This is a genomic window from Kitasatospora sp. NPDC002040, assembly GCF_040296785.1.
Lineage (GTDB): Bacteria > Actinomycetota > Actinomycetes > Streptomycetales > Streptomycetaceae > Kitasatospora.
The window spans coordinates 85875-106727 of the sequence record NZ_JBEOXV010000003.1 but is presented as its reverse complement, the minus strand read 5'-3'; the positions used below and the strand labels follow the sequence as shown (position 1 = coordinate 106727).

Genomic DNA, 20853 nt, shown 5'->3' with positions numbered 1-20853 from the left:
CCGACGTCCCGTCAGCCGGGCTCGGCGGCGAGCCCGGGGCGGCGTGCGGTGACCAGGTCGCGCCCCCTGGTCTCGGGCAGCGCGAGCAGGCTGAGCAGGGAGACCACGCCCACCCCGGCCGCGTACCAGCCGATCGGGACGGCGGTGCCGTAGCTGCTGCTGAGCCGGGTGGCGACCAGCGGTGCGGTGGCCCCGCCGACCACGCCGCCGAGGTTGTAGCTGAGTGCCACGCCGGTGTACCTGAGCCGGGTCGGGAACAGCTCGGGCAGGTAGCCGGCGATCGGCCCGAGGTGCAGGCCGAGCACCGCCAGCGAGCCGATCAGGGCCACCCCGACCAGGACCGGCCTGGCGGTCTCCAGCAGCGGGAACAGCACCAGGGACCAGCCGATGCTCAGCCAGGTCGCGGCGATCAGCGTCCGCCGCCGCCCCCAGCGGTCGCCCCGGCCCGCGCCGAACCAGACCGTGCCCGCCTTGACCAGCGTCCCGGCCAGCAGCAGGCCGAGCACCAGGCCGCTGGGCAGGCCCAGTTCGGCGGTCGCGTAGGCCAGCGCGTACGTGGTGGTCAGGTAGAACAGCGTGTACCCGACCATGACCGCGAGGCCGCCGAGCAGCACCGTCCGGCCGTGGTCCCGGAGCAGCTCGACCACCGGCACCCGGGCCCGCTCCGGCTCGTCCCGGAACACCGGCGACTCGGCCACCCGGAGCCGGACGAACAGGCCGAACGCCACCAGCACCGCCGAAGCCAGGAACGGCACCCGCCACCCCCAGCTCAGGAACGCCGCCCGGCCCAGCCCCTCGGAGAGCGCCAGGAAGACCGAGTTGGCCAGGAAGAACCCGGCGCACGGGCCGAGTTGGAGGTACCCGCCGTACCGCCCGCGCCGCTCCGGCGGGGCGTGCTCGGCCAGCAGCAGCGCCGCGCCGCCCCACTCCCCGCCCAGGCCGATGCCCTGACAGAACCTCAGGAACACCAACAGCAGCGGCGCCCAGATCCCCCACGCCCCGTAGCCGGGCAGCAGGCCGACCAGCGCGGTGGAGACCCCCATCAGCAGCAGCGAGCCGACCAGCGTGGTCTTCCGCCCCAGCCGGTCGCCGTAGTGGCCGAACAGCACCGCCCCGACCGGCCGGGCCAGGAACGCCACCGCGTAGACCGAGAAGGCCGCCAGCAGCGAACCCGCCGGACCGAGGCCCGGGAAGAAGACCCCGCCGAAGACCAGCGCGGCCGCCGTTGCCTAGTTCCCTCTCGCAGTCTTAGAAGCCCCGCCCGGAATCGGTCCGGACGGGGCGAGGGGGGTGCTACTCGGGGCAGCTCGGCGAGCACGCCCACCGGGTGTAGCCGGGGCCGCTTGCGGCTTCCTGGTGGCCGATCGGGGCCGGTTTGACGGCTTCCCTCCGGCACCGGGTGCAGCGGGGGCTAGCGGGCCGTACACGGGGCCACGTCTCGCCGAGGGCGGTTAGGTGGTCGTCCTGGTGGCCGAAACTGATCACGCACGGATCGCCCTCGGGGGTCTGCCGTTCGTCGCAGGTGGCTTTCCGCATCACGCTGCCCCCATGTAGGTGTAACCGAGATCGTGACCGGCCGCCGCAGCGTCCAGCGCTTGCCGCCGCTGTCCCTGTCGCTGTGGTTCGTCGGCGAGTACCACCCAGAGCGGCACCACGCGGTACGTGCCCGGTCGGGGCAGATCCTCGGGGCTCGACTCGGTGATGGGCGTTGGCTCAGGGACGCTCTCCGGCTCGACCGTTTCGGGGACGCTCTCCGGCTCGGGAGTGGGCTCCGACTCGACTACGGGCACCACCTCGGGGACGCTCTCCGGCTCGGGAGTGGGCTCCGACTCGACTACGGGCACCACCTCGGGAGCGACTTCCCGCGGCTGGTGCGCTCGCTGCTCCCGCTCGGCCGCAACAGCGTGCACTTCCTGCGGGGTGTAGCTGACGGACGGAACCCGAACCGGCTCGGGCAGGACTGCCGGGGCGGGGGTCGGGGCGGGGGTGGGCACCGGGAACACGGGGCGCTCGCGGGTGAGGTACGCGGGGGCGCGGAGCCCGGGAACGTCTACCACGATGGGGCGGGGGGCTCCGGCTCGGTGGCGACCCGCGGGGGTATCGGTCGCGCCGCTCATGTAGAGCGCCAGGGCGCACGCTGCGACCAGGCAGCCGGCCACTGTGTAGAGCCAAGCCCAGAATGTAAAGTCGGTCATGTCGGCAGCTCCAACTAGCTGTGCGGACAACGACCCCCGGAGCCGGGCCTAATCGGCGACGGGGGTTCTTTCGTGCCCGACGGTACGCCAACCGGTATAGGTCGGTCCAGGCCCGTTCAAGCCGGTATAGGCCGGATGGATTGTCTAGGCTGCTCCGCATGGCAGCGCGTGAGATCGACCCCCGAGGGGCCAAACCCCCGTTTCGGCAGGTCGCCGCAATCCTGGCGGCCGAAATCAAGGCCGGAACGCTGGCACCAGGAAGCCCCGTCCCATCCGAAGCGAACCTCTCCGAGCGTTTCGGCGTTGCGCGGAACACGGTCCGGGCCGCCCTCGGCGTTCTCCGGGATGACGGGTTGGTCCACACCGTCCCGAGCCGGGGCACCTACGTATCGGACCCGAGCGACCAGGCCGAGCCCGGGAACGAGTAGGCCCCGCCCTACTGGAGTCACCAGCGGGACGGGGCCAAGAGGCACGGGAGTCGGCAGGGGGTCGTTGTTCCGTTGGAGCCCCCGCGCCCGCCGTTCACTCTATCTCGGCGCCCTCGGTGGCCTGGTTCCGCAGTTCGCCGACCCTGCTGCGGAACAACGACTTCGCCGCCCACACCCCGTAGGGCTGAGTCGGTGCCGCCGTTTCGATCAGGTGGTGCGCCCGCGCCTTGAGATCAGCACTCCACAACACGACGTGCTGCTGAGCACTCCGCCCGCACTGTTGCGGCTCACCGGGCAGGCAGAGCGGCAAGTCCGGGCCGATCTTGTTCGCCGCGTGACGGACGTACCGGGCAACGTCCAACCACTGGTCCGGAGTCCGGGTTGCCCACCCGGTGGGGGCGTCGCCAGGCCACGGTGTCCAGTCGTCCCCGTAGTGGTCGCCATGGTCGTCCAATGCTGCTCCCTCGCGCGCCGGATGGTGGCTTCCGATGCTAGGGGGTTGGGGCTCCGGGCGGGTCGCAGTGCCCCACCGAGGGCACGCAGGGCTGACACGGTCCGCACATCGGAAGGAACTGCGGGGGCGTGCACGACTGTGCCGTGTCGCACTCCCGCTCGATGGTGGCGAGGGCTTCGGCGAGGCGGTCGCTGGCCCAGATATCGGCCAACGGCGAGTCAAGCACGTTGCCCACCGGCATGAACCGGCCGAGCACGCACGGCACGACACTCCCGTCCGGCAGGATTGCGCACTTCTCGTGTGCGCAGTGCCCGCACAGATCGGCGACCTTCGGCGCGACTCCGCGGCTTGCCCGTCCGAACGCCCGCATCCGGTCGCCGCCGACTTCCTCAACCCCGAGGCTGATCAGGTCTTGCAGGGCTTCCGCGGCTCGCTGCCCCGGCCGGGTGGTCACGACACCGCCCCGGATCGGAATCCCGAGTTCGAGCGCCTTCGTCACGTTCGCCCGGGTCTTCCGGTGCGATCCGCGGTGTTGGGTTACGGCGTCGTGCTGGTCGGCCTGGTCGCTGTAGTAGGACGTGGCGAGGCTGGTCCCGGTGGACTTGAACACGTCCCACAGCGCGGGCGTGATGTAGGTCATGTTCGAGAACACTTCGACCGCGAGCCCCTTGCCCCGGGCGTAGATGATCAGGTCCCCGAGGTGCGGGTAGAGCGTCGGTTCACCGCCGATGAACTGCACGTTCTTCGTGCCCATGGCGGCGAGCTGGTCGAGCACGGACCGCCAGTTGTCGGCGGTCATCTTGCCGTGCGTGCCCTGCGGGCCGGAGTCCGCATAGCAGTGATCGCACTCTTCGTTACAGAACCCGGTCACCTCCAGCCACGCGAAGTCGAGCGGCGCCGGGGGCCGAGGGGTGGTCAGCTTGGGCTCGGGGGTGGTGATGGTCATGACTCTGTGCTCCCTCCGTAGAGTCGGCCGCCGGCTCGGGTGGTCGGCGGTGTCTCGCTGGTGGTGCAAAGGGCCCGCCCCGATCTACTCACGGAAGGTTGATCGGGGCGGGCGGTGCTGTTCCTCACCCCTTGCGGGGCATCCCGTCGGCCGGGCGGGGCGGGACGGTGTCGGAGCGCCTGTCACGTCTGACAGGTCGGCCGTGCACACGTTGCGAACTCCCCACCGGGGAACAGCGGTTGCTCACCTCACGTCGTTGTGCGGCGAGCCACCTGCCCTACGGCAGGCGTGGAACCCCGTTCCGGCGGGGGTGTTGACCCATTTCCGCCCCGCCGGAACGGGAGTACAGGGCAGTGCGCCGAGCGGGCGGCGCCGTGCCGGGTTGGGTGCGCCCGAGGGAGATCACCAGCGGCTCGCCCGGGAACAGCTCGGCCCACGGTTCGCTGAGAATCGCGCCGTACCGGCCGCAGGTCTCGCAGCACCAGGCCGAACCGTCCGGACCATCCGCCGGAACCTCGGCGTACGGGGTCACCTTGACCCGATGCCGGGGCCCCTCGGGGCACTCGGGTGGGCTGGTCACGCGGCGACATGGACTCCTGCGGGCTCGCCGATGAACAGCAGCGGCAGCCCGTGACCGGCCGCGCGGGCAGCGAGGGCACACCGCACCCGGTCGGCCTGGTAGCGCGCCAACCTGCCCTCGAACTGGTTCGGCTTGAGCCACACCAACGCCCGGATTTCCTCACTCGCCCCCACCGGGATGGACAGGCCCTCGGCCTCCGCGGCGGTCAACACCCCGCCGTCGAGCACGATGTTCAGCCCCTCGTTGGCGCCGCTCGACTCGTTCGCCTCCATCTGGTCGATGGCGAGGGCGTGCGTCAGGGTCCGGCGCAACCCGGTCTCCTCGAACAACTCCCGCGCGGCAGCGTCGGCGATCCGCTCGCCCTTGTGGGCACCGCCACCCGGCAAGATCGGCTGATCCTTGTACGTGGTCTCCTCGAACAGCACGGCCCCGTCCTCGCGGGTGATCAGCACCACGCAGCCGAGGCGGCGGCGAGGCTGCTCGGATCGCTCAATGTCGTTGTGCGCCAATGGTTTTACCTCCAACTAGGTAGATCGGTGAACCCGTCCCGACTGGGCAGCAACCACGCAACGAAGCCGGGGCGGGGGCGTTGTGCAACCCGCCGGATCAGTGGTCCGACGGGAATCAACGGGGTCGCCCTGGTCCAGCCCCGACGGCAAGACCAGGGCGACCTGTGCGCACCGCCGCGCGCACAACTCCGCCGAGTGGGACCGGCGGAGCACCGGCCCGCACACTGCCTGTCGGGGGGATCAGGCAGCGGGGCCGACCCGTCCGAGTACGCCAGGAAACGGGCGCACAGGGGACGGGAGACCAGAAAGTTAGACGGCGGCGTCGACCCGCGCGGGGCCTCGGCGCCGGTTCAGCGCACCAGCCCACGTGTTCAGCTTCGAGCCGAGGCTCAGCCGACGGACGTAGCGCATGTGGTGCCCCCGACAGACCGTGATCTGTTTGCGTTGGGGCGTGGACGGTATCTCGGTCACCTCGGCTGCCGCTTCGCACGGAACACAGAAGCCCGTCCGCCACGCTGACAGTTCCGCGCTGCTCACGTCCGGACCCGCCGAGCCCCGGCCGACAAGGCAGCCCGGACCCGTGCCCGTGCCCGTCGTCGGCGCTGCCACCCTTCGATCAGCCCGGGACCGTGGGACGTGCCGAGCATGGCGAGCGCCAGGGCGAAGAAACACGCGACCCATCGGCGACCGTCGTTCGGTACCGCCATGGCGACACCGAGCACCACACCGGACGGGAGGGTGCAGACAAGGAACATGCCACCCATCGCCAGCGTCAGCCGGCTCACGTCGGTTCCTCCGTCGGGGTCGTGATCATCGGACGGTAGCTCAGAAGCCCGTAACTCCGGTGCTCCGGCTTCTCCGCGGCGTGCTCGAACGGCCACAACTCGGCCGTCTCGCGGTCGACGCACTCGCCGGAGTCCGCGCCGCACCGGGCGCCGTCGTCTTCCTCGCCCTCGCAGTAGACGACGTGGATTTCGTCGCGGTCGTTGTCCGGCCCAACCTGCCAGAGCAGGAACCGGAACATTCGCCGCTTACCGGCTTCAAGGGACGGTGCTCCGAGTGCCACGGTCAGCCCACCTTCGCGTGAACGGGCTCGGGGGTCACCAACACCATGTGCGTACGTACCCTCTCGTTGGCGGTTGGGGCCCGCACGTGCAGGGGGTCGGCCGTCCACGTCTCGCCGTCTACCGGCCACGGGGTGAGGGTCCATCCGGAATCGGTGACGCCCGTGACTTCACCGACCCGCCCCAACTTCGTGTCCACCACCAGGTCACCGACCGTCGGACGGAACAGGGCGACAACGGGGGACGCTTCCGCAGCGAGAGCGACCAGCCCGGCCCGGAGCACGTCCACCAGGTTGCGGACTGCTTCGGGGCGTGCCCTGCCGAAGTCCACCAGGGTTTCACCCGTGATGGGCGAGGCCGAGTCGATGGTGAGCGAGGGAAGCGGGCAGCCGACCGCCTCGGCGATTTCGCGCAGTGCCTCGCACGCCTCGCGCGCCTGTCTGCGGTGCTCCCTGACGATCTTGCGCAACTTCGTGTTGGCCACGGTGACCCCTCGCGTTGCCGGTCGGTCTGTGTGCCTCTACGCAACCGCATGACCACGCTCCGGGGTAGGCTCGCAACGCTCGCGCGATATACGACCCATAAAAGCGGAACGGGGAGTTCCACCCATGGCGAAGCGTCAGCCAAACCCTTCCCTGGCACGACTCTTGACGGAAGCACAGCTCACACAGGGTGCATTCGCACGGGCAGTCAACCTGGTGGGCACAGAGAGCGGTCGGCCAACGGGCTACAGTCAGCCGAACGTCTCCCAGTGGGTAGCCGGGACAGAGCCCGAGGCCCCGGCACAAGCTGCCATCCTTGAAGCCCTCGCCCGCCGGCTCGGCCGTCTGGTGACTCACACCGAGGCAGGTTTCCCGCCACCACCCGACCAGCCGACCGGACCGACAGGTACCGTCGAGTCACTGATCGAGTTGGGGAGGGCGGATATGGACCCCTCGCGGCGGAGCGTGCTCGGCGCAAGCCTGTTTGCAGTCGCATTGAACGTGCCGGGGTGGCAGGACGTACTAGCTCGCGCCGAGTCAATCCAGCGCGGCGCGACCATCCGGATAGGGATGCCCGAAGTTGCTTCAGTGATCGCCATGACCGAGGAACTCAGCACCCTTGACGACAAGTTCGGCGGTCGGGCTGCCCGCCCCATGGCGGCGAGCTACCTGGTCAACCAGGTGGGGCCATACCTTCGCGCCGAGGCCCCCGAGGCGGTGCGTCAGGCGATGATGTCAGCCGCCTCGGATCTCTGCTACCTCACGGGATATATGGCGGTGGATGAGGGGCTGCACGGTCTTGCACAGCGCTACTACACCAAGGCGCTGGAGCTGGCAGGTATCGCTGGTGATCACGTGACCTACTGCACCACGCTCCGTGGCATGAGCGTGCAGGCGGTGGACCTCGGGTATGGGCGGCGAGCAATGCAGCTTGCGGACGCTGCTTCAGCGGCTTCACCAGTTGCAGGGCCCCGAATGAGAGCGTTCCTCGCGGGGCAACAAGCCCACTCGGCAGCACAAATCGGGGACGTGGCAACCGCCATGCGGTTGATCGGCGAGGCAGAGCGGGCGATGGACCGTGCAGAGTCGGAGAGTAAGGCGTTCGGCTCTTACGACCCTTCGTCGCTCAACTACCACATTGGTCAAGTTCGTTACGAACTAGGCGACTTGAGCGGGGCCGTCGAGTCCCTAGAGCTGTCCGACAAGCTACGCCACGGCAACTACCGACGCACCCGAGTCCGGTACGGCGCGCTACTGGCCGAGTGGCAGCTCAAGGCAGGCAAGTTCGAGAACGCATGGGCAACGTGGCACACAGTCCTAGACGACTACCCGCTAGTTCAGTCCGGCCGAGCTGACGCGAAGATCCGGAACATGCTCGGGCTTCTAACCAGCCACCCCACCAACCCTGATGCCCGCGATCTCTACGAACGGGCACGGACGTTGGTCCCGGTTCGCCTCGCCGCGTAGCCGAGCCCGCCGAGGCCCCGCCGCTCTGCCACGGAGCGACGGGGCTTCGTCGTGTCTACGCCGCGAGGGCGACCAGCTCGGCCACCAGGGCGCGGGTATGCCGAACCGGCGTCACCAGGGCGAGCCCGGCCGGGGTCGGCTGGTCCGCCTCGCGGTCGACCAGGTACAGCCCCCATGCAACCTCGGCTCGCCGGCCGCCCGGGATGCGCTGCACGGACATGCCGTACCGCTCGGTGATCCCGGCCCGCACCAGCACGGCGTCAAGGCTCGACGCCGTGTCGTAGGCGTCGGCCTGGTCGTCACGGGACAGGATGAAATGACGGTCTCTGGTCACGGTCACGCTGCCACCACCAGGGGCGAGGCGGGGCGGTGCTGCCCGGCGTCACAGATGGTCCACGGGGCATCGTGCTCCCGCCACAGTCCCGAGTCCGGGTCCTGCGTCCACTCGACCATGCCGACCAGGCCCCGGCTGGTGGTCTCTCGCGCAACCACGCGGAACGCCCGGTACGTCGTTGTCTCCGCGAGCAGCCTTGCCACGATCCCCCCTTGTGTTTCCAGGACCGGAGGCAGGTCCTCACAAGTCCGTACGTGCGTAGTGGCGAGCAGGTCTGACACTCCCGTGCAGACCTCCCATCCCCCCTCAGCCCCGTTCCAGCAGCGATTACGGGGAGTTACATATATCGAGCTTTCGACCGTCCAGTGGTTGCGGTGCGTGACCATGTAGTGACCCTAGTACAGATGTTCAGTGGATGGAAGGGCATTATTTTGAACGTGTTCAAGTCAGTTTTTGACACGCTCTCCTGCCCTACTTCTCCAGACGTGAGGCAGGCCAGAAGGTTGCACCCGGACGCGAACTTTTCTCCAGCGGTTTTGATCGTCCCCCCCGCCACTGACATGTCAGACGCTTCCGGCATTGCTAACAGAGCGTCAGCAGTTGAAGCGTGAACATGACACGGAGAGTAGCTAGTGCGCGGCCCGATCCGCGCCACCGACGCTATGACCTCAAGCCGACTTGAGTGCAAAAACTTCCCGGCGAAGCTCGGCGAGCGCGAGGGCAGTTGAGCCGGCTCGGCGGGTCACCGTGGCCACGGTTCGCCCCTCGGCGTCGCGTAGGTGTAGGTCGACCAGGGCGCCGCACCGGGTGATCTCCAGCGTTCCGCCGTCTGCGGTTCCGATGATCACCACTGCTTCGCTCCGGCGAGGTACAGCGCGGAGAAACGTTCCTGCCCGCGGTACCGGGCTCGCTGGACCTGTTCAGCCGTGATGCCCATGTCCTCGGCAAGCGTGCTGTCGGGCACGTCGGTGCCGTACCGCGGGACCGGGGAAATCCCGTGGTCCGCCTTGAGTACGTGGCGCATCCGGTCGGACAGCAGCCCGAGGGCGTGGTGAACCTGGGTCCGGACCACCTTCCGGCGGTACGCCAACCGGTCCGAGGACTCGACCAGCTCGGCGGGCATCCCGAGTTCTTCGGCGAGCACCATCCCGAGCGTGATCGCCTCGCCGCTTTCCTCGGTCCCGGCCGGAGCGTCAAGGTATTCGACTCCCTGCCAGGACAGCCGGCACGCCCTCGCATTCTCGGGGCTCATCTTCCGGTCGCCCATCGGGTCGGCCTGTACCGCGAGCTTTTCCGCGGCGTACGGATCGCCGCTCGCAAAACGCATCGCAAGTTCGAAGTCCTTCGCCGCCCGAGGGCTCACGCCGGACCACGTGTCGGCTCGGCGGGCGTCGGTTATCGCCCCTTCGATGGTGCGCTGAATGTAGGCGGCGAACTGCGCGACGGTTTCCCCTTCGAAACGCTCGACTGCCCGCCAGACGGCAACCCTGCCTTCCTGTGCAAGGTCTTCGGCTCGGGCCTGGTCTTCGCTGCCGGAGAACTTCGAGTGCCGCCGCGCGGCCTCGGTAACGATTCCCTCGGTCTCACGGATAATCGCCGTGATAGCGGAAAGGTCATTCGCCTTCGCAGCGGAAATCTGGTCGTCGGTAAGGTTGAGCATGGTTGGCCACTCCGCGTGTTGGGTCTTTGGCCTTTGGGGGAGGCCAGGGATGACCCGGAACGGAGCCGGAAAAGGGCAGACTTCTCCCTAGAGCGCCTTTCGTTTGATTGGAAAAAGGGCATGAAAAAGCCCCGTCCCGGGTGAGCAGGACGGGGCTTTATGCATTCGCCGTATCGCTGCGTTGCATTCGAATCTAGGTTTCGAATTACGCACGGCCAATGTGGTTAAAACGGGGCAAGCTACTCACATAGCGGGACATAACCTCGGGACTGTCACTGTGAGCGTTATATTTCGTCACTCACGGCCAACTCGTTACCTCTCATGTCACGTCTAGTAACGGCAAGGAGGCTCAGAGCCCCGAACCGGCCGCCAAAGTAAGCTGACCGTTATCAAACAGGGCACAACCTTTGGTGCTCTCGTGTGTCTAATCGGGACTTGCAGAGCCTCGGCGAGTGTGCATGGAATTCGCTTGACAGATCAGTAATCCGACCCGTAAAGCGACCCCCACGACCGCCCGCCTATCTCTGCCTCGCCCTCAATCGGCACGCCGTAGAGGGGCCACGTCATGCAGCGTTCGATCTCGCGCGCCACGTCGGCCGCCTCGCCCTTCGGAGCTGACAAGAGGCATTCGTCATGGATCGGCAAGCGCAACATGTCGAGCAGTCCGGCTTCCTCGATATTGATTAGGCTCTGCCCGAGCACATCGCGCGCCGCAGACTGACACATGTAGTTCGTCACGGCGTACGTACGGTCCCGGTCGAGCGGCAGCCGGCGACCCGTGACCGAGATGGACACCATTCCGGTCTCGAAAGCCTCACGCTGCCACCTGCGGGCCGCGCGCTTAATCTCTGGGTACAGACGGTCATACGCCCGGATAGCGCGCTGTACGTCCTCAACGGGCACGCCGGACTGACGTGAAATCGTCGCCGCGCCACCGCCATAAACCTTTCCTAGACCGGTTGACTTACTTAGCTTGCGCTGCTTTGGAGTGAACCCCTCACCAAAAAGAATGCTCGCGGTGTAATCGTGCAGGTCCCTCCCGTCTGAGATTGCGGATTTCATGGCCTTAACGTCGGCCAAGGCTGCCAAAACTCGAAGCTCGACCGCCTTGAAATCGCAAGAGATGACTACGTGCCCTTCGTCCGCCAGCAGCGCGCGCCGGATCATCTGGTCCGAACTCGGGAGCGTCTGGAGAGCGGGCCGAGTGATACTCATTCGGCCGGTTCGGGCTTGCAGGCTGTTAATGAACGGATGGACGCGCCCGAGCTGGTCGACGGTCTCAAGGAACGTCGACGTATACGCCGAGCGCCACTTGCCCGCGCGCTTCGACTTGAGCACCGCGGCGGCGAGCGGGTTCGGGGTCCTGGTGCCCAACGGCTCACCCTGCAACGAGAGATCGGCGAGGGCGTGCAACACGCTCTTGTCGACCCGCAGGGCGCCGCTCGCGGTTGTCTCGGTGAGAACTTCGCCCATACCGACCAGCGCGGCCGACAGTTGGGCGGTCGAGTTCACATTGTCGACGCCGTACCGCCGAGCTGCCGCGGCGAAGTGGTGGGCGTCCTCGCCGAGTTGGGTGTCAAGCGCCCTGGTGTACTCGGTGTCCAGCACCAGGCCCGTCCGCTGCATATGCGCGCAGATTCGGGCTATCTCGTGTTCGTACGGGATCAGAGCCGGCCGAACCTCTAGCCGTGCGAGTTCGCGCCGTAGGACGGGCTCCAGCCGGGCCGTCAGGATTACGTCGAGCCCGGCGTAAAGGAGGTAGGTCGGATCTTCGAGCGGGATTCCGGCCCATCCGGTCTCTTTGGTCAACCCGTGCGACCGGAATACGGCCGTGAGCCCTGCCTGAGTGTCCGGCGCCGAGGGGTCGACCCAATACGCGCTAAGCGGCTTGAGACCGGTCCCGATGCCCATTTCTTGGGGCTGCCTCGGGTCAATCAGGCTGGCAAGTAGCCGGGTGTCCGTGGTGTGCGGCGCGAGTTCTTCGAGCGAAACCCCCGCGTGCCGATCCAAAACCAACCAGTCAAACGGGGCGTTGTGAATGAGCATCTCCGGGATTCGCCGAAGGGCATCCCGGGCGTAGGACTCGAAATACCCGCCTCGCTCCCACAGGAGTACCCATGCCTCGCGGGCGTCGCCGAATTGCACGGTCCTGATCCGGTAGCCGGTCGAGAAGATGTTGAGCCCGGTCGTCTCGGTATCCACCGCGATAGGGCCCGCGTGCCGGACCCGGTAAAGCCACTCCCAGAACTCCCGTAGATCGTCTGTCGTCTCTGGCACCCGGACCGTTACCGGCTCGCCGGCTACCTCATGCCGAAATATCTTCATAACCGCCGAAAGCGGGCCGCCCACCCGAAGGCGGACGACCCGGATTCAGTCGGCGAAAATCCCCGGCCCCTTCGCGTCGGGGCTCTGGTCGGCGAGGCGGAGCCCGACCAGGGAGATACCGCGCTTGGTCTTCTTTCGGCTCACCCCACGTTCCTCTAGCGCGTCGTAGAAAGCCCTTCGGGTCCACCGCTCCCGAGCGGGCAGGTTCTCGGCCTCGCACCATTCGAGATAGGTCGTGAAAGCCTCGGACCCGTTGACCTGGTGGGAATCGTCGGCCGTCTCCAGGATGCCCGGAAGGAAGCCGGCGAGGCTGTCGGAAGTCTCGCGGTACTCACGACTTGCACCCGTGATGACCTGCGGGTCTTGCAGGCCCTCGCGGTACCACTCGCGCGCTCCGCGGACTGCCCACGCTGCGATCCCCTCGCGCTCGGCGGCGAGCTTGCGGGGAAGTTCGTAATCCCGCTCGCCCGGGGCGAAGTACCTCACGAAAGGCACCATGCGGACTCGCCGCCAAAGGCCCTCATCCTGCGACTTGAATTTTGGCCTGTGGTTGGTCGCCAGCAGCAACAGGAAGGCAGGCCGGAACTCGAAGAACTCGCGGTGCAAAAACCTTGCCTGTATCAGGTCGCCACCGGTCGAGCGCTTGATAATCGCCTCGCTCATGGGCTTGCCCGCTTCACCCTCGGATGCCATGACAAGGCGTGCCGCCCTAAGCGCTGCTAGGTCATTTGGGATGCCACCGCCCTTTCGTTCCTCGAACGTGCTGAAAGCGGTTGTCTTCGTGATGGCCCGGAATACCTCGGTCAGCCCGTCAAGGAATACGGACTTCCCGTTAGCCCCCTTGCCCCACAGCACCATGAAAACTTGTTCCCTGGTGTGTCCGGTGATCCCGTAGCCAATCACTCGGCGAAGGTATGCAGGCATGTCGGGCGAGTCCGGAAAAACCTCGGTAAGGAACCGCTCCCAGCGCGGGCACTCGGCATCCGGGCGGTAGTCGAGATCCAGGCAGTAGGTCAGTAGGTCGGCCTGGTCGTGCGGACGGAGCGTGCCGGACCGAAGCTCTACCACGCCGTTTCGGAAGGACAGCAGATCGGGGCGCGAGTCGAATTCATCGGCGCTCGCGTATATGCCGTCGATCGACTTTAGCTCGGTCATCAGGTTGTCGATTCGGGAAGTCATGGTGAAGCCCTTCGCCGACTTCTGGTCATTGGCGAGGACCAGAGCAGCGCCCATGCGGTGGATTTCCTGACGGACCCGCACGTCACTGCGGAGCCAAACCCGGCCGTCCCACGTAAGGAACCCAATGCCCGGCGCGTACCGAATGCGACCAGCCGCCCATTTGGCAAGGGCCGCGGCGTTCATGGCGTCGCTCTCGCCGTACTCGGCGATCAGCTCGGCGAGGATGCCGACCGCGCTTGCTTCGTCCCCCTCGGTCAGGCCACCGGCCGGAGCCAACTCGGCTACTGCGGAGCGGAGTTCGATGGGCTCGACCCGGGGCAGTGCCCGAGCGGTGGCGACCGCACGGTGAAGCTCGGCGGCGAACCCGTGCGGATCGCTCTCGCGCCACTCGGTCAAGTCGCCGTGCTCGGAAGGGAGTTGCAGCACCAGCACCGTGACACCGTGCGAGGCGAGACCGTCGGCAAGTCGCCGAGTGTTCCCCTCGCCGGCCGTGTCCTGGTCGCCGCAGAGGATGACCAGCGAACCGCGCAGTCCCTCGGCCAGCTCGGCGACCAGCTCGGCCGAGTGGGACAGTGAGGCGCCCCGGATCGCCACCGAGTCGTACCCGACCGCACACGCCGTCAGGGCGTCGCTTGGGCCCTCGCACAGCAGCCACGTTCCGTAACCGCCCTGCCCGCGCATCACGCCGTACGGGGTCCAGCGGTGGCCCTTCGGGTTGGCCAGCGACACCCACCGAGAGGGGCAATCGCCGGACAGGTCCCGGCCCTGTAGTCCTCGGGGTGTGCCGTCCCAATCGAGCAGGGGGACGACCAGCCGGGGGTACGCCCGGTACCCGCGGGAGAGGTAGGGGAAGGCGTTGCCCTGGCGGCCGTCGTCGGCGCCGAGTTGGAGATCCGCGGCCGTCTCCGGGTCGATACCGAAGCGGGCCCGAAGGTAGCCCCGGGCGACCCGGCCCGTGTGGTTGTCGTCGGCCTGGTCGACCAGGGCGGCCGAGGCTCGGTCGACGTACGCGGCGAGGGCGGCCGTGTGCCCCACGGTGACCAGCTCGGGGCGCGCGCTGCTGACCACGGCGCCGGGGCCGGTGGAGTCGAACAGGTCGGACCAGGAGAGGCGAACGGAGCGGATCACGTCTTCGGTGTCGCAGCCGGCTCGGCACGTGATGCGGATCTTGCTGTTGTCGCCTCGCCAGATTCGCAGACTCGGCCGTGAGTCGGAGTGCGCGGGACACACAGCGGTGTATCCGCCGTCCTGGTGCTCTGAGACCTCGGCGAACCGGCCGAGCAGATCAGCGAACAACACGCTGTGCCCCCCGAATGTCGCTCAGCAGATCGGCGAAATCCGCGAGGCTGATAGTCACGTACCAGCGGCTGGTGTCGGTCCCGCGGGCGGTGTAGTCGGCGCCGTAAAGGCACACGGCATCGTCTACGGGCATCCCGAGGGAGTTCCGAATAGCTGTCCACGTGCTCACGGAGAAATGAACGCGCCCTGTTCCCGCACCGTGGTTCCGACGCTTGTGCACCACCGCGGAGAGAGGGAATCCGGCGTGGTCCGCCTCGGCGAGCCCCTGACGAATCCACGTCGGAACGGCGGGCGACTTCACATCCTTGCACTCCAGAATGAACGGATAGCAATGGATATCGCCAACGTCCCGGGCCCCTTCCTGTGCAGCTCGGCGGACGTTGTCGGCACTCGCCGGGTTGAGAAACCTACCCGTCGGGTCGACCAGGCCGAGGGAGCGGTTAAGGAAATCCCGAACGGTGCTCTCCCATGCGGTGCCCTTGTCCTTGTTGGGATTACTCATCGTCGCCACCGGTTCCCCAGATGACAATTACGGCCAGCGCCAGGGCACAGAAAATAACTCCGGCCAGGGCGGCGACCAGAAAGAAGCCGAACGGCTCGCTTGTGACCACGATCATGGTTCCCCCTAGAAAATGCAGAAAGGGGCCGAGGGCGTGTTGCCCCCGACCCCTTCTGTGTGTTGTCAGTCGTCGTCTTCGTCGTCCGCGTACAGGTCTGCAACGTCCGGCAGGACCAAGCGCACGTGCTCGCTGGAAATCCACTCACGGCGAAGCGACTTGCGGCGGGTAAAACCGCTCTCGGTGCCGGTCGGCTTGACCAGCAGCATGGGGCGCAACCTGCCATCGACTAGCTTTGTGGTGACCTTTTCCACCACGGCGTCAGCGAGCCGTACGCGGTTGCCCTGGCGGGCGCCGTACACCACCAGGTCGCCGCGGTGCAGTTCCTCGCCGGCGTAGTCGACAATAATTCCGCGCTTACCCATCGTTGGATTCCCCCTCGTTGTGGTTCATGAGATGCAGATACGCCGTGAAAGCCTGTTGGGAGACCACGCCGTTTCCGGCTGCCTTGAGCTGTCGAGCCCTATTGAGTCCCGGGATATGGGTAATCCAGCCGCGAGGAAGGCCCATGAGCCATTCCGCAAAGACGGCCGCGAGTCGCTTACCGCCTCGGGGCCCGAACTCGACCGGAACAGGGGCCGGACGGCCAGTGATGGTTTCCCACCGGTGAACCGCAGGGCCGTAGTCCTGCCACCATTCGCGCGGGCTGTGAAATGCTCCCGGAGTTTCCTCGGCGGTGTCCGGGTCGACGGGCAGCAGGAAAGAGACTTCGTCGTCAAGATTCGGCCCGTGCCCGCCCGCCTTCCGCTTATCCGGATGCTGCGGGGCACCGTTCGATCCGAGGTTTGCCGTAGGCGTTTTGAACAGCTTGTGCGCCCGTTCCCGGTCGAATAGGCGGGCTACGGCGGTAACCAAATCGTCGCCCCCGGCGCCCTCGCGGTCAGCCTTTGCGAAATCAGGCCCCCGTGATGCGTCCGACGCTGTTGGAGTCGGTAGCAAGGGTGGCGATGCAGAACCACCTATCTCTACTGTGGGCGGCTCCAGTTCCGGACGCCCGGAAGCAACACCATTTCGCGTCATACCCGAGCGCGGCCAAGTCCCCGAGAACGACCGAGAGGCCCCGGCCTCGGATGGCGGATACGTTCTCCAGGAATGCGAGCCGTGGTCGTAGAACGCGAATGGACTCCGCGACGTTTTCCCAGATGCCCGAGCGCGCACCACGAATCCCCACCCGCTTTCCAGCGTTGCTAATGTCTTGGCAGGGAAAGCCCGCCGTGATGATGTCGACTCGGCCCTGTAGCTTGCGCCAGTCGTATTGCGTGATATCCCCGATGTTCGGGGCGTGCGGATATCGGGTGGCGAGAATCAGCGAGGCGTAAGGGTCGATCTCGGCGACGTAGCGCACACGCTCGCCAGTCAGCGACTCCACCGCCCTACCGATCCCGCCATACCCGGCGCACAACTCCAGAATTGGAATGTCTCTCCCCCTTGAGACATGGCAAGGGGCCCCGAGGAATAACCCCGAGGCCCCGGCCGGCTAGAACTTCGGCTCTGCCACGGCGTCGTTCCAGGACTTGAGAACCCGGATTACGGGCTTGACGTACGAAACGTCCTTGCCCCGCTTGGTGGTGTACTCGACCAGCTCGATTTCGAGCGAGCACAGAGCCTCGCCGCCGATCTTGTCCAGAGCGTTTTCCACCTCGTGCAGAACCTGCGCCAGAGTCCACGAACCGGTCTGGAACCGGAAAAGGCCGAGATCCGGGTCATCCGCCAGACGGAACAGCACGGAAATGGACGGGCCGGGACCGCGCTTAGCCTTGTGCGCCGCCTTACGGTCCTCCATTAGCTCCGGGCAACGGCAAGGCTTACCCTTGTCCTCCTCGGGGCTCAGGAACTCGATTCCGTCGCAGTGGTGGATAAGGGCCGAGCCGTTCCACAGCTTGAGATCCGAGGAAATCGCCGAGGCGCCGTCGATGATTACCTTGACCTTGTTGGTCGCGGTGTCAACGACGATAAAGTTTTCCTTGTCGGTGTCGGTCTCGACCGGGGTTCCGCCGAGAAGCTGAGCGATTGCGGCAGCCACCTCGGGGTCACCGGTGGACGCCCGCCACTCGGAAAGCGCAACGGGCAGATTGTCCACCTGCTTGCCGGAATGGAACCGACCCACGGTGTCGTCACTGAAAGTTGCCTTCGGCTTCGCCGCGGGGTCCGTCTCGAAAATGCGCATGGCCATACTGAATCCCCCTGATTTTGGGCAAGAAAAAAGGGGCGCGGCCCGAATGGCCTGCCCCTGAAATTGCGTCCTGCAGAACGGTCTAGCCTGCGCGTCGCTCCGTACCGGTAACCAGCCGGCGAACCGACTTAGCGATAGCGCGGCCGATGACAGTCTTGGAAATTGTGCGGTCCCACTCGAAGACGCGCCGCAGCGTGAGGAACACGCCGAAAACCTCTTCGTCAATGCGAACCGGCTTAAAACTCCAGTCCTGCCCGGTGATGTGGAGAACAGCCGCACCGTCAATTTCCGGCATGGGCTCGCTCGTGCCGTCCGGGGAAATGATCCGGTCAGCGTTCGCGTAAGCGGCGAGCTGCAACGCCACGTCCGGATATGTGCTCTTGCTGGTCTTCCAGTCGACCATCAGCAGATGCGGGGTTCCGGACCGGTCCGGGGTCGGCTTTCCGTCCTCGCCGAGCCACACCCGAATGAGCGCGTCGAAACTCCCGGCGTACTCGTGCGTATCGCTCCACGCGATATCCTCGGCACGCACCATCTCGGGGCGAACGGCCGTAAGGAAGTCGGCGAATCCCAGCCGGTAGGGCTCTAGATCCGGGTGAACTCGGCCGATTTCCTCCAGTCGCAACATTCGCTCGAACATGTCGTGCGCATCGCTACCGACCTTCGCCCGAATCTTGGTGTACCGAATATGCGCGTTGCGCACATAGTCGATTGCGCCCTCGGGGTCGCGCTCCGCGATGGTGGCGACAGCGGAAAGGCTGTTGACGGCCGTCTCGGCAGCCATGCGGGCCGCCCAGTGAGTAAGAAAAGGCTTCGGGAGCATCGAGATTATCGACGTGACCCCCGGGTACTTGACGGCGGTGTCAGGGTCGACGTACCACCGTGACCCGCCGCGCTGGATGGTCCGGATTCGTCCGGCCATGGTTCCCCCTCGGGGTTGGGGGTGGTGACGGGTGACGTTCAAGAGGGTGTTTTCTGTTTTATCTAGACACCCGTGTGTATAGAAGAAACCAGATTTTGCGTCTCCAACGTCACCCGTCACCACCGCTGGTCAGTCCCGCCGGACGGCGAGAGAGTCGGCAAGCCGGTGGAGATCGGCGAGGCTGCCGGAGTTGGTCACGGTCACGTCTGCCTCGGCCTGGTCTAGGGCGGTCTCGGTGACGTGCTGTCCCTCGGCGCCGCCCAGCTCGCCGGCCTCGGGGCGGACGACCCGAACCACCAGGGCGCCGCGGGCTCGCAGGGTTTCGAGTTCGTTGACGTGGCGCACGTCGGCAATGACCACGGGCAGGTTCCACCGCTCGGCCACGTCCAGCCGACCGAGGGCGAGCCGTACCCAGTAGTCCGGATCGTGTTCGCGCACTGCCTCGCCGAGCCGTTGCAGGGTGCGGCGCACTTCGGGGAACTTCGTCTTCGCCGTTTCCCACCCGTACCGGCCGACCAGATCAGACAGGCGGATCGGCAGGTGACCGTACGACGTGGACTCGGCCCCTACGATCGGGTCAAGGTCGAGCGCGGCAGCTCGCAGGGGGTCGGCGAACGCGACTCGCACGAAAGCGAATTGGCGACCGAGCCTCGCCCCGATGCTGTCCTTACCGCTCTGCGCCTTACCGATCAGCGCTACATGGCGGTAGGTCACTCGCCGTCGACCTCAAACGGAAACGCGAGCTGGTCGACGTGCTCCGGGTCACGGGTGGCCACGATGCCCGCGGCGGTCGTCTTGGCATCCTCCCAACGCTGCACCGCCTCACCAGTACCGAGAACCGCCGCCGCCAGGGCGAGCACCAGGGCGGACGGAAGGGACGGCACATAGTGCGCGACCAGGGCCAGCGCGGCGACCAGGACGGCGTACACGCGGGCCGGGTGGGCGTAAATGAACTTCACTGTGGTTCCTCCGAGTTGGGTGTGTTGGTGCCGCCGTGAGCCCGGCGGCGAACTGGTGAATCAGGCGAACAGGCGGGCCCACGTGGTGGGGCCCACAACGCCGTCAGAACTGATCCCCTGGTCCGACTGGAACCGACGGACAGCCCGATCGGTGGCCGAGCCGAAATCACCGTCGGCGCCGTACGGGGCCAGCAGCGAGCCGTACCCGCGCCGGATCAGGGCGGACTGAATCGCGCGGGTGGTGCTGCCCTTCGCCCCTCGGGCGGTCATGTATCCCGGGTACGGCGTGCTGGTCGAACCACCGCCGCCGCCACCCGGGGCAGGCATTCCGGCCTGAACCCATGCGTACAGGCGCCCACCCGGGCAGTTGGTAGCGAAGCCGTCCCGGTGCCCTCGCTTGGCCAGGGTTCGGCCGGTCTTCGCGCACGCCAGGTCGTACAGCTCGCGGGCAGCTCGCAGGGCCGCATCTGTGGGGGCCTGGTCGCCACCGACGGCGATCTGAACCCCGATCCCCGACCTGTTGTGATCGGGACAGTGCGCACCCTGTAGGGCCCATCCGCGACCCTCGTAGACCTCGCCGGCCTGCGAGACCACGAAGTGGTAGCCGATGCCGGACCAGGAGTTGTTCAGGTGCTCGCGCTCGATGGCCTGCGGGATGGCAACTCCCGTACGGGTGATTGGGGTTGCGCCGTCGTAGTGAATGAAAAACTCGGTCCGCTCGGACAGTGGCACGGTCGCTACGTCGCCGGTCCACGGGCGGGCGCCCCACGCCGAGCGGGAGATGATGTTGACGGACAAGGTGCTGTCTCCTGACATGCGAGAACCCCGCCCGGAGTAGGCCCGGACGGGGCTCGGTGATGAGTGAATTCGGTTGTGCGGTGGCCTACTTGGCGACTGCCTGCACGATGGCCACCAGGGCGCCGCCTACGCCGGTCAGCGCGGCGACGGGCAGGGCATAACGCCACCGCTCAAGGGCCCGGATTCGGTCTTCGTGGTCGTCCAGTTCGGCGCGCACGCCCTCGGCCTGCTGACCGATGGACCGGACCTCGGAGCGGAGCCCAATTACCTGGTCGTAGATTTCCCTCGCGCCGATGCTGACCACGCCGAGCTGATCAGGCGGGATCGGCGGGCCCGTCGAACCTGATTGGGGCATTCGGGTCTGTCTCCTCTGTGCGGATGGTGACCGCAGCGGAGAGCGGACGGTAATCAACGGTCCGTCGCAGTAAGGCAGTTACGGCCCCCTCGGCAACCGCTGACACC

25 protein-coding genes are annotated in these 20853 nt (G+C 66.8%); 2 read left to right on the top strand and 23 right to left on the bottom strand.

The features are described from left to right. Window positions 1-11: 11 nt before the first annotated feature. Window positions 12-1139, bottom strand: coding sequence for an MFS transporter (locus tag ABT118_RS10770; protein WP_350657768.1), 1128 nt, complete (start codon window positions 1137-1139; stop codon window positions 12-14). Between the two features lie 396 nt (window positions 1140-1535). Continuing rightward, complete coding sequence (locus ABT118_RS10765; protein ID WP_350657753.1) at window positions 1536-1910, bottom strand: hypothetical protein; 375 nt, start codon at window positions 1908-1910, stop codon at window positions 1536-1538. A gap of 443 nt (window positions 1911-2353) precedes the next feature. On the opposite strand from ABT118_RS10765, the gene ABT118_RS10760 reads away from it, so the two are divergent. Continuing rightward, complete coding sequence (locus tag ABT118_RS10760; RefSeq protein ID WP_350657747.1) at window positions 2354-2623, top strand: GntR family transcriptional regulator; 270 nt, start codon at window positions 2354-2356, stop codon at window positions 2621-2623. A 94-nt stretch (window positions 2624-2717) separates the two neighbouring features. On the opposite strand, the gene ABT118_RS10755 is transcribed toward ABT118_RS10760, so the two are convergent. The 5 genes from ABT118_RS10755 to ABT118_RS10735 all read right to left on the bottom strand — a co-directional run bounded on the left by ABT118_RS10755 (window position 2718) and on the right by ABT118_RS10735 (window position 6660). Continuing rightward, entirely contained in the window at window positions 2718-3077 is a 360-nt protein-coding gene (locus tag ABT118_RS10755; RefSeq protein ID WP_350657737.1) for a hypothetical protein, read from the bottom strand. Between the two features lie 37 nt (window positions 3078-3114). After that, window positions 3115-4023 carry a radical SAM/SPASM domain-containing protein gene (locus ABT118_RS10750; protein WP_350657728.1) on the bottom strand — a complete coding sequence of 303 codons (909 nt, stop codon included), beginning with the start codon at window positions 4021-4023 and terminating at the stop codon, window positions 3115-3117. Window positions 4024-4599: 576 nt separating this feature from the next. Continuing rightward, the gene (locus ABT118_RS10745; RefSeq protein ID WP_350657705.1) at window positions 4600-5112 is read right to left on the bottom strand and encodes an NUDIX domain-containing protein; all 513 of its coding nucleotides are present in this window, start codon (window positions 5110-5112) and stop codon (window positions 4600-4602) included. A gap of 781 nt (window positions 5113-5893) precedes the next feature. Further along, window positions 5894-6178, bottom strand: a complete 285-nt coding sequence (locus tag ABT118_RS10740) for a DUF7848 domain-containing protein (RefSeq protein ID WP_350657702.1) — start codon at window positions 6176-6178, stop codon at window positions 5894-5896. A 2-nt stretch (window positions 6179-6180) separates the two neighbouring features. Beyond that, window positions 6181-6660 (bottom strand): hypothetical protein, encoded by a 480-nt coding sequence (locus ABT118_RS10735; protein WP_350657701.1) that lies wholly within the window; start codon window positions 6658-6660, stop codon window positions 6181-6183. A gap of 124 nt (window positions 6661-6784) precedes the next feature. Between ABT118_RS10735 and ABT118_RS10730 the strand changes: the two genes are divergently transcribed. Next, entirely contained in the window at window positions 6785-8125 is a 1341-nt protein-coding gene (locus ABT118_RS10730) for an NsdA family TPR-like regulatory protein (RefSeq protein WP_350657700.1), read from the top strand. A 55-nt stretch (window positions 8126-8180) separates the two neighbouring features. On the opposite strand, the gene ABT118_RS10725 is transcribed toward ABT118_RS10730, so the two are convergent. The 16 genes from ABT118_RS10725 to ABT118_RS10650 all read right to left on the bottom strand — a co-directional run bounded on the left by ABT118_RS10725 (window position 8181) and on the right by ABT118_RS10650 (window position 20746). Continuing rightward, window positions 8181-8465: a hypothetical protein gene (locus ABT118_RS10725; RefSeq protein ID WP_350657699.1), complete on the bottom strand. Its 285-nt coding sequence runs from the start codon at window positions 8463-8465 to the stop codon at window positions 8181-8183. Then, entirely contained in the window at window positions 8462-8617 is a 156-nt protein-coding gene (locus tag ABT118_RS10720; RefSeq protein ID WP_350657698.1) for a hypothetical protein, read from the bottom strand. Before ABT118_RS10720 ends, ABT118_RS10725 begins: the two co-directional genes overlap by 4 nt. 686 nt (window positions 8618-9303) lie before the next feature. Further along, window positions 9304-10119 carry a sigma-70 family RNA polymerase sigma factor gene (locus tag ABT118_RS10715; protein ID WP_350657697.1) on the bottom strand — a complete coding sequence of 272 codons (816 nt, stop codon included), beginning with the start codon at window positions 10117-10119 and terminating at the stop codon, window positions 9304-9306. 477 nt (window positions 10120-10596) lie between these two features. After that, window positions 10597-12444 carry a DNA polymerase gene (locus ABT118_RS10710; RefSeq protein ID WP_350657696.1) on the bottom strand — a complete coding sequence of 616 codons (1848 nt, stop codon included), beginning with the start codon at window positions 12442-12444 and terminating at the stop codon, window positions 10597-10599. Window positions 12445-12489: 45 nt separating this feature from the next. Then, entirely contained in the window at window positions 12490-14919 is a 2430-nt protein-coding gene (locus tag ABT118_RS10705; RefSeq protein WP_350657695.1) for a phage/plasmid primase, P4 family, read from the bottom strand. Continuing rightward, window positions 14909-15424: a hypothetical protein gene (locus tag ABT118_RS10700; RefSeq protein ID WP_350657694.1), complete on the bottom strand. Its 516-nt coding sequence runs from the start codon at window positions 15422-15424 to the stop codon at window positions 14909-14911. The genes ABT118_RS10705 and ABT118_RS10700 overlap by 11 nt, the downstream gene beginning before the upstream one ends. After that, entirely contained in the window at window positions 15417-15539 is a 123-nt protein-coding gene (locus tag ABT118_RS10695; RefSeq protein ID WP_350657693.1) for a hypothetical protein, read from the bottom strand. Before ABT118_RS10695 ends, ABT118_RS10700 begins: the two co-directional genes overlap by 8 nt. Before the next feature lie 65 nt (window positions 15540-15604). Further along, the gene (locus ABT118_RS10690) at window positions 15605-15904 is read right to left on the bottom strand and encodes a hypothetical protein (protein WP_350657692.1); all 300 of its coding nucleotides are present in this window, start codon (window positions 15902-15904) and stop codon (window positions 15605-15607) included. Continuing rightward, a complete protein-coding gene (locus ABT118_RS10685) occupies window positions 15897-16394 on the bottom strand; it encodes a DNA (cytosine-5-)-methyltransferase (protein WP_350657691.1) in 498 nt (165 codons plus the stop codon). Before ABT118_RS10685 ends, ABT118_RS10690 begins: the two co-directional genes overlap by 8 nt. A gap of 40 nt (window positions 16395-16434) precedes the next feature. Further along, a complete protein-coding gene (locus ABT118_RS10680; RefSeq protein ID WP_350657690.1) occupies window positions 16435-16941 on the bottom strand; it encodes a DNA cytosine methyltransferase in 507 nt (168 codons plus the stop codon). 75 nt (window positions 16942-17016) lie between these two features. After that, window positions 17017-17706, bottom strand: a complete 690-nt coding sequence (locus tag ABT118_RS10675; RefSeq protein ID WP_350657689.1) for a recombination directionality factor — start codon at window positions 17704-17706, stop codon at window positions 17017-17019. Window positions 17707-17794: 88 nt separating this feature from the next. Next, a complete protein-coding gene (locus ABT118_RS10670) occupies window positions 17795-18634 on the bottom strand; it encodes a hypothetical protein (protein WP_350657688.1) in 840 nt (279 codons plus the stop codon). Window positions 18635-18763: 129 nt separating this feature from the next. Next, window positions 18764-19348, bottom strand: coding sequence for a deoxynucleotide monophosphate kinase family protein (locus tag ABT118_RS10665; RefSeq protein ID WP_350657687.1), 585 nt, complete (start codon window positions 19346-19348; stop codon window positions 18764-18766). Next, window positions 19345-19593 (bottom strand): hypothetical protein, encoded by a 249-nt coding sequence (locus tag ABT118_RS10660; RefSeq protein WP_350657686.1) that lies wholly within the window; start codon window positions 19591-19593, stop codon window positions 19345-19347. The genes ABT118_RS10665 and ABT118_RS10660 overlap by 4 nt, the downstream gene beginning before the upstream one ends. Window positions 19594-19653: 60 nt before the next feature. Then, window positions 19654-20391, bottom strand: a complete 738-nt coding sequence (locus ABT118_RS10655; RefSeq protein ID WP_350657685.1) for a peptidoglycan recognition protein family protein — start codon at window positions 20389-20391, stop codon at window positions 19654-19656. A gap of 85 nt (window positions 20392-20476) precedes the next feature. Continuing rightward, the gene (locus tag ABT118_RS10650) at window positions 20477-20746 is read right to left on the bottom strand and encodes a hypothetical protein (RefSeq protein ID WP_350657684.1); all 270 of its coding nucleotides are present in this window, start codon (window positions 20744-20746) and stop codon (window positions 20477-20479) included. Window positions 20747-20853: the final 107 nt, after the last annotated feature.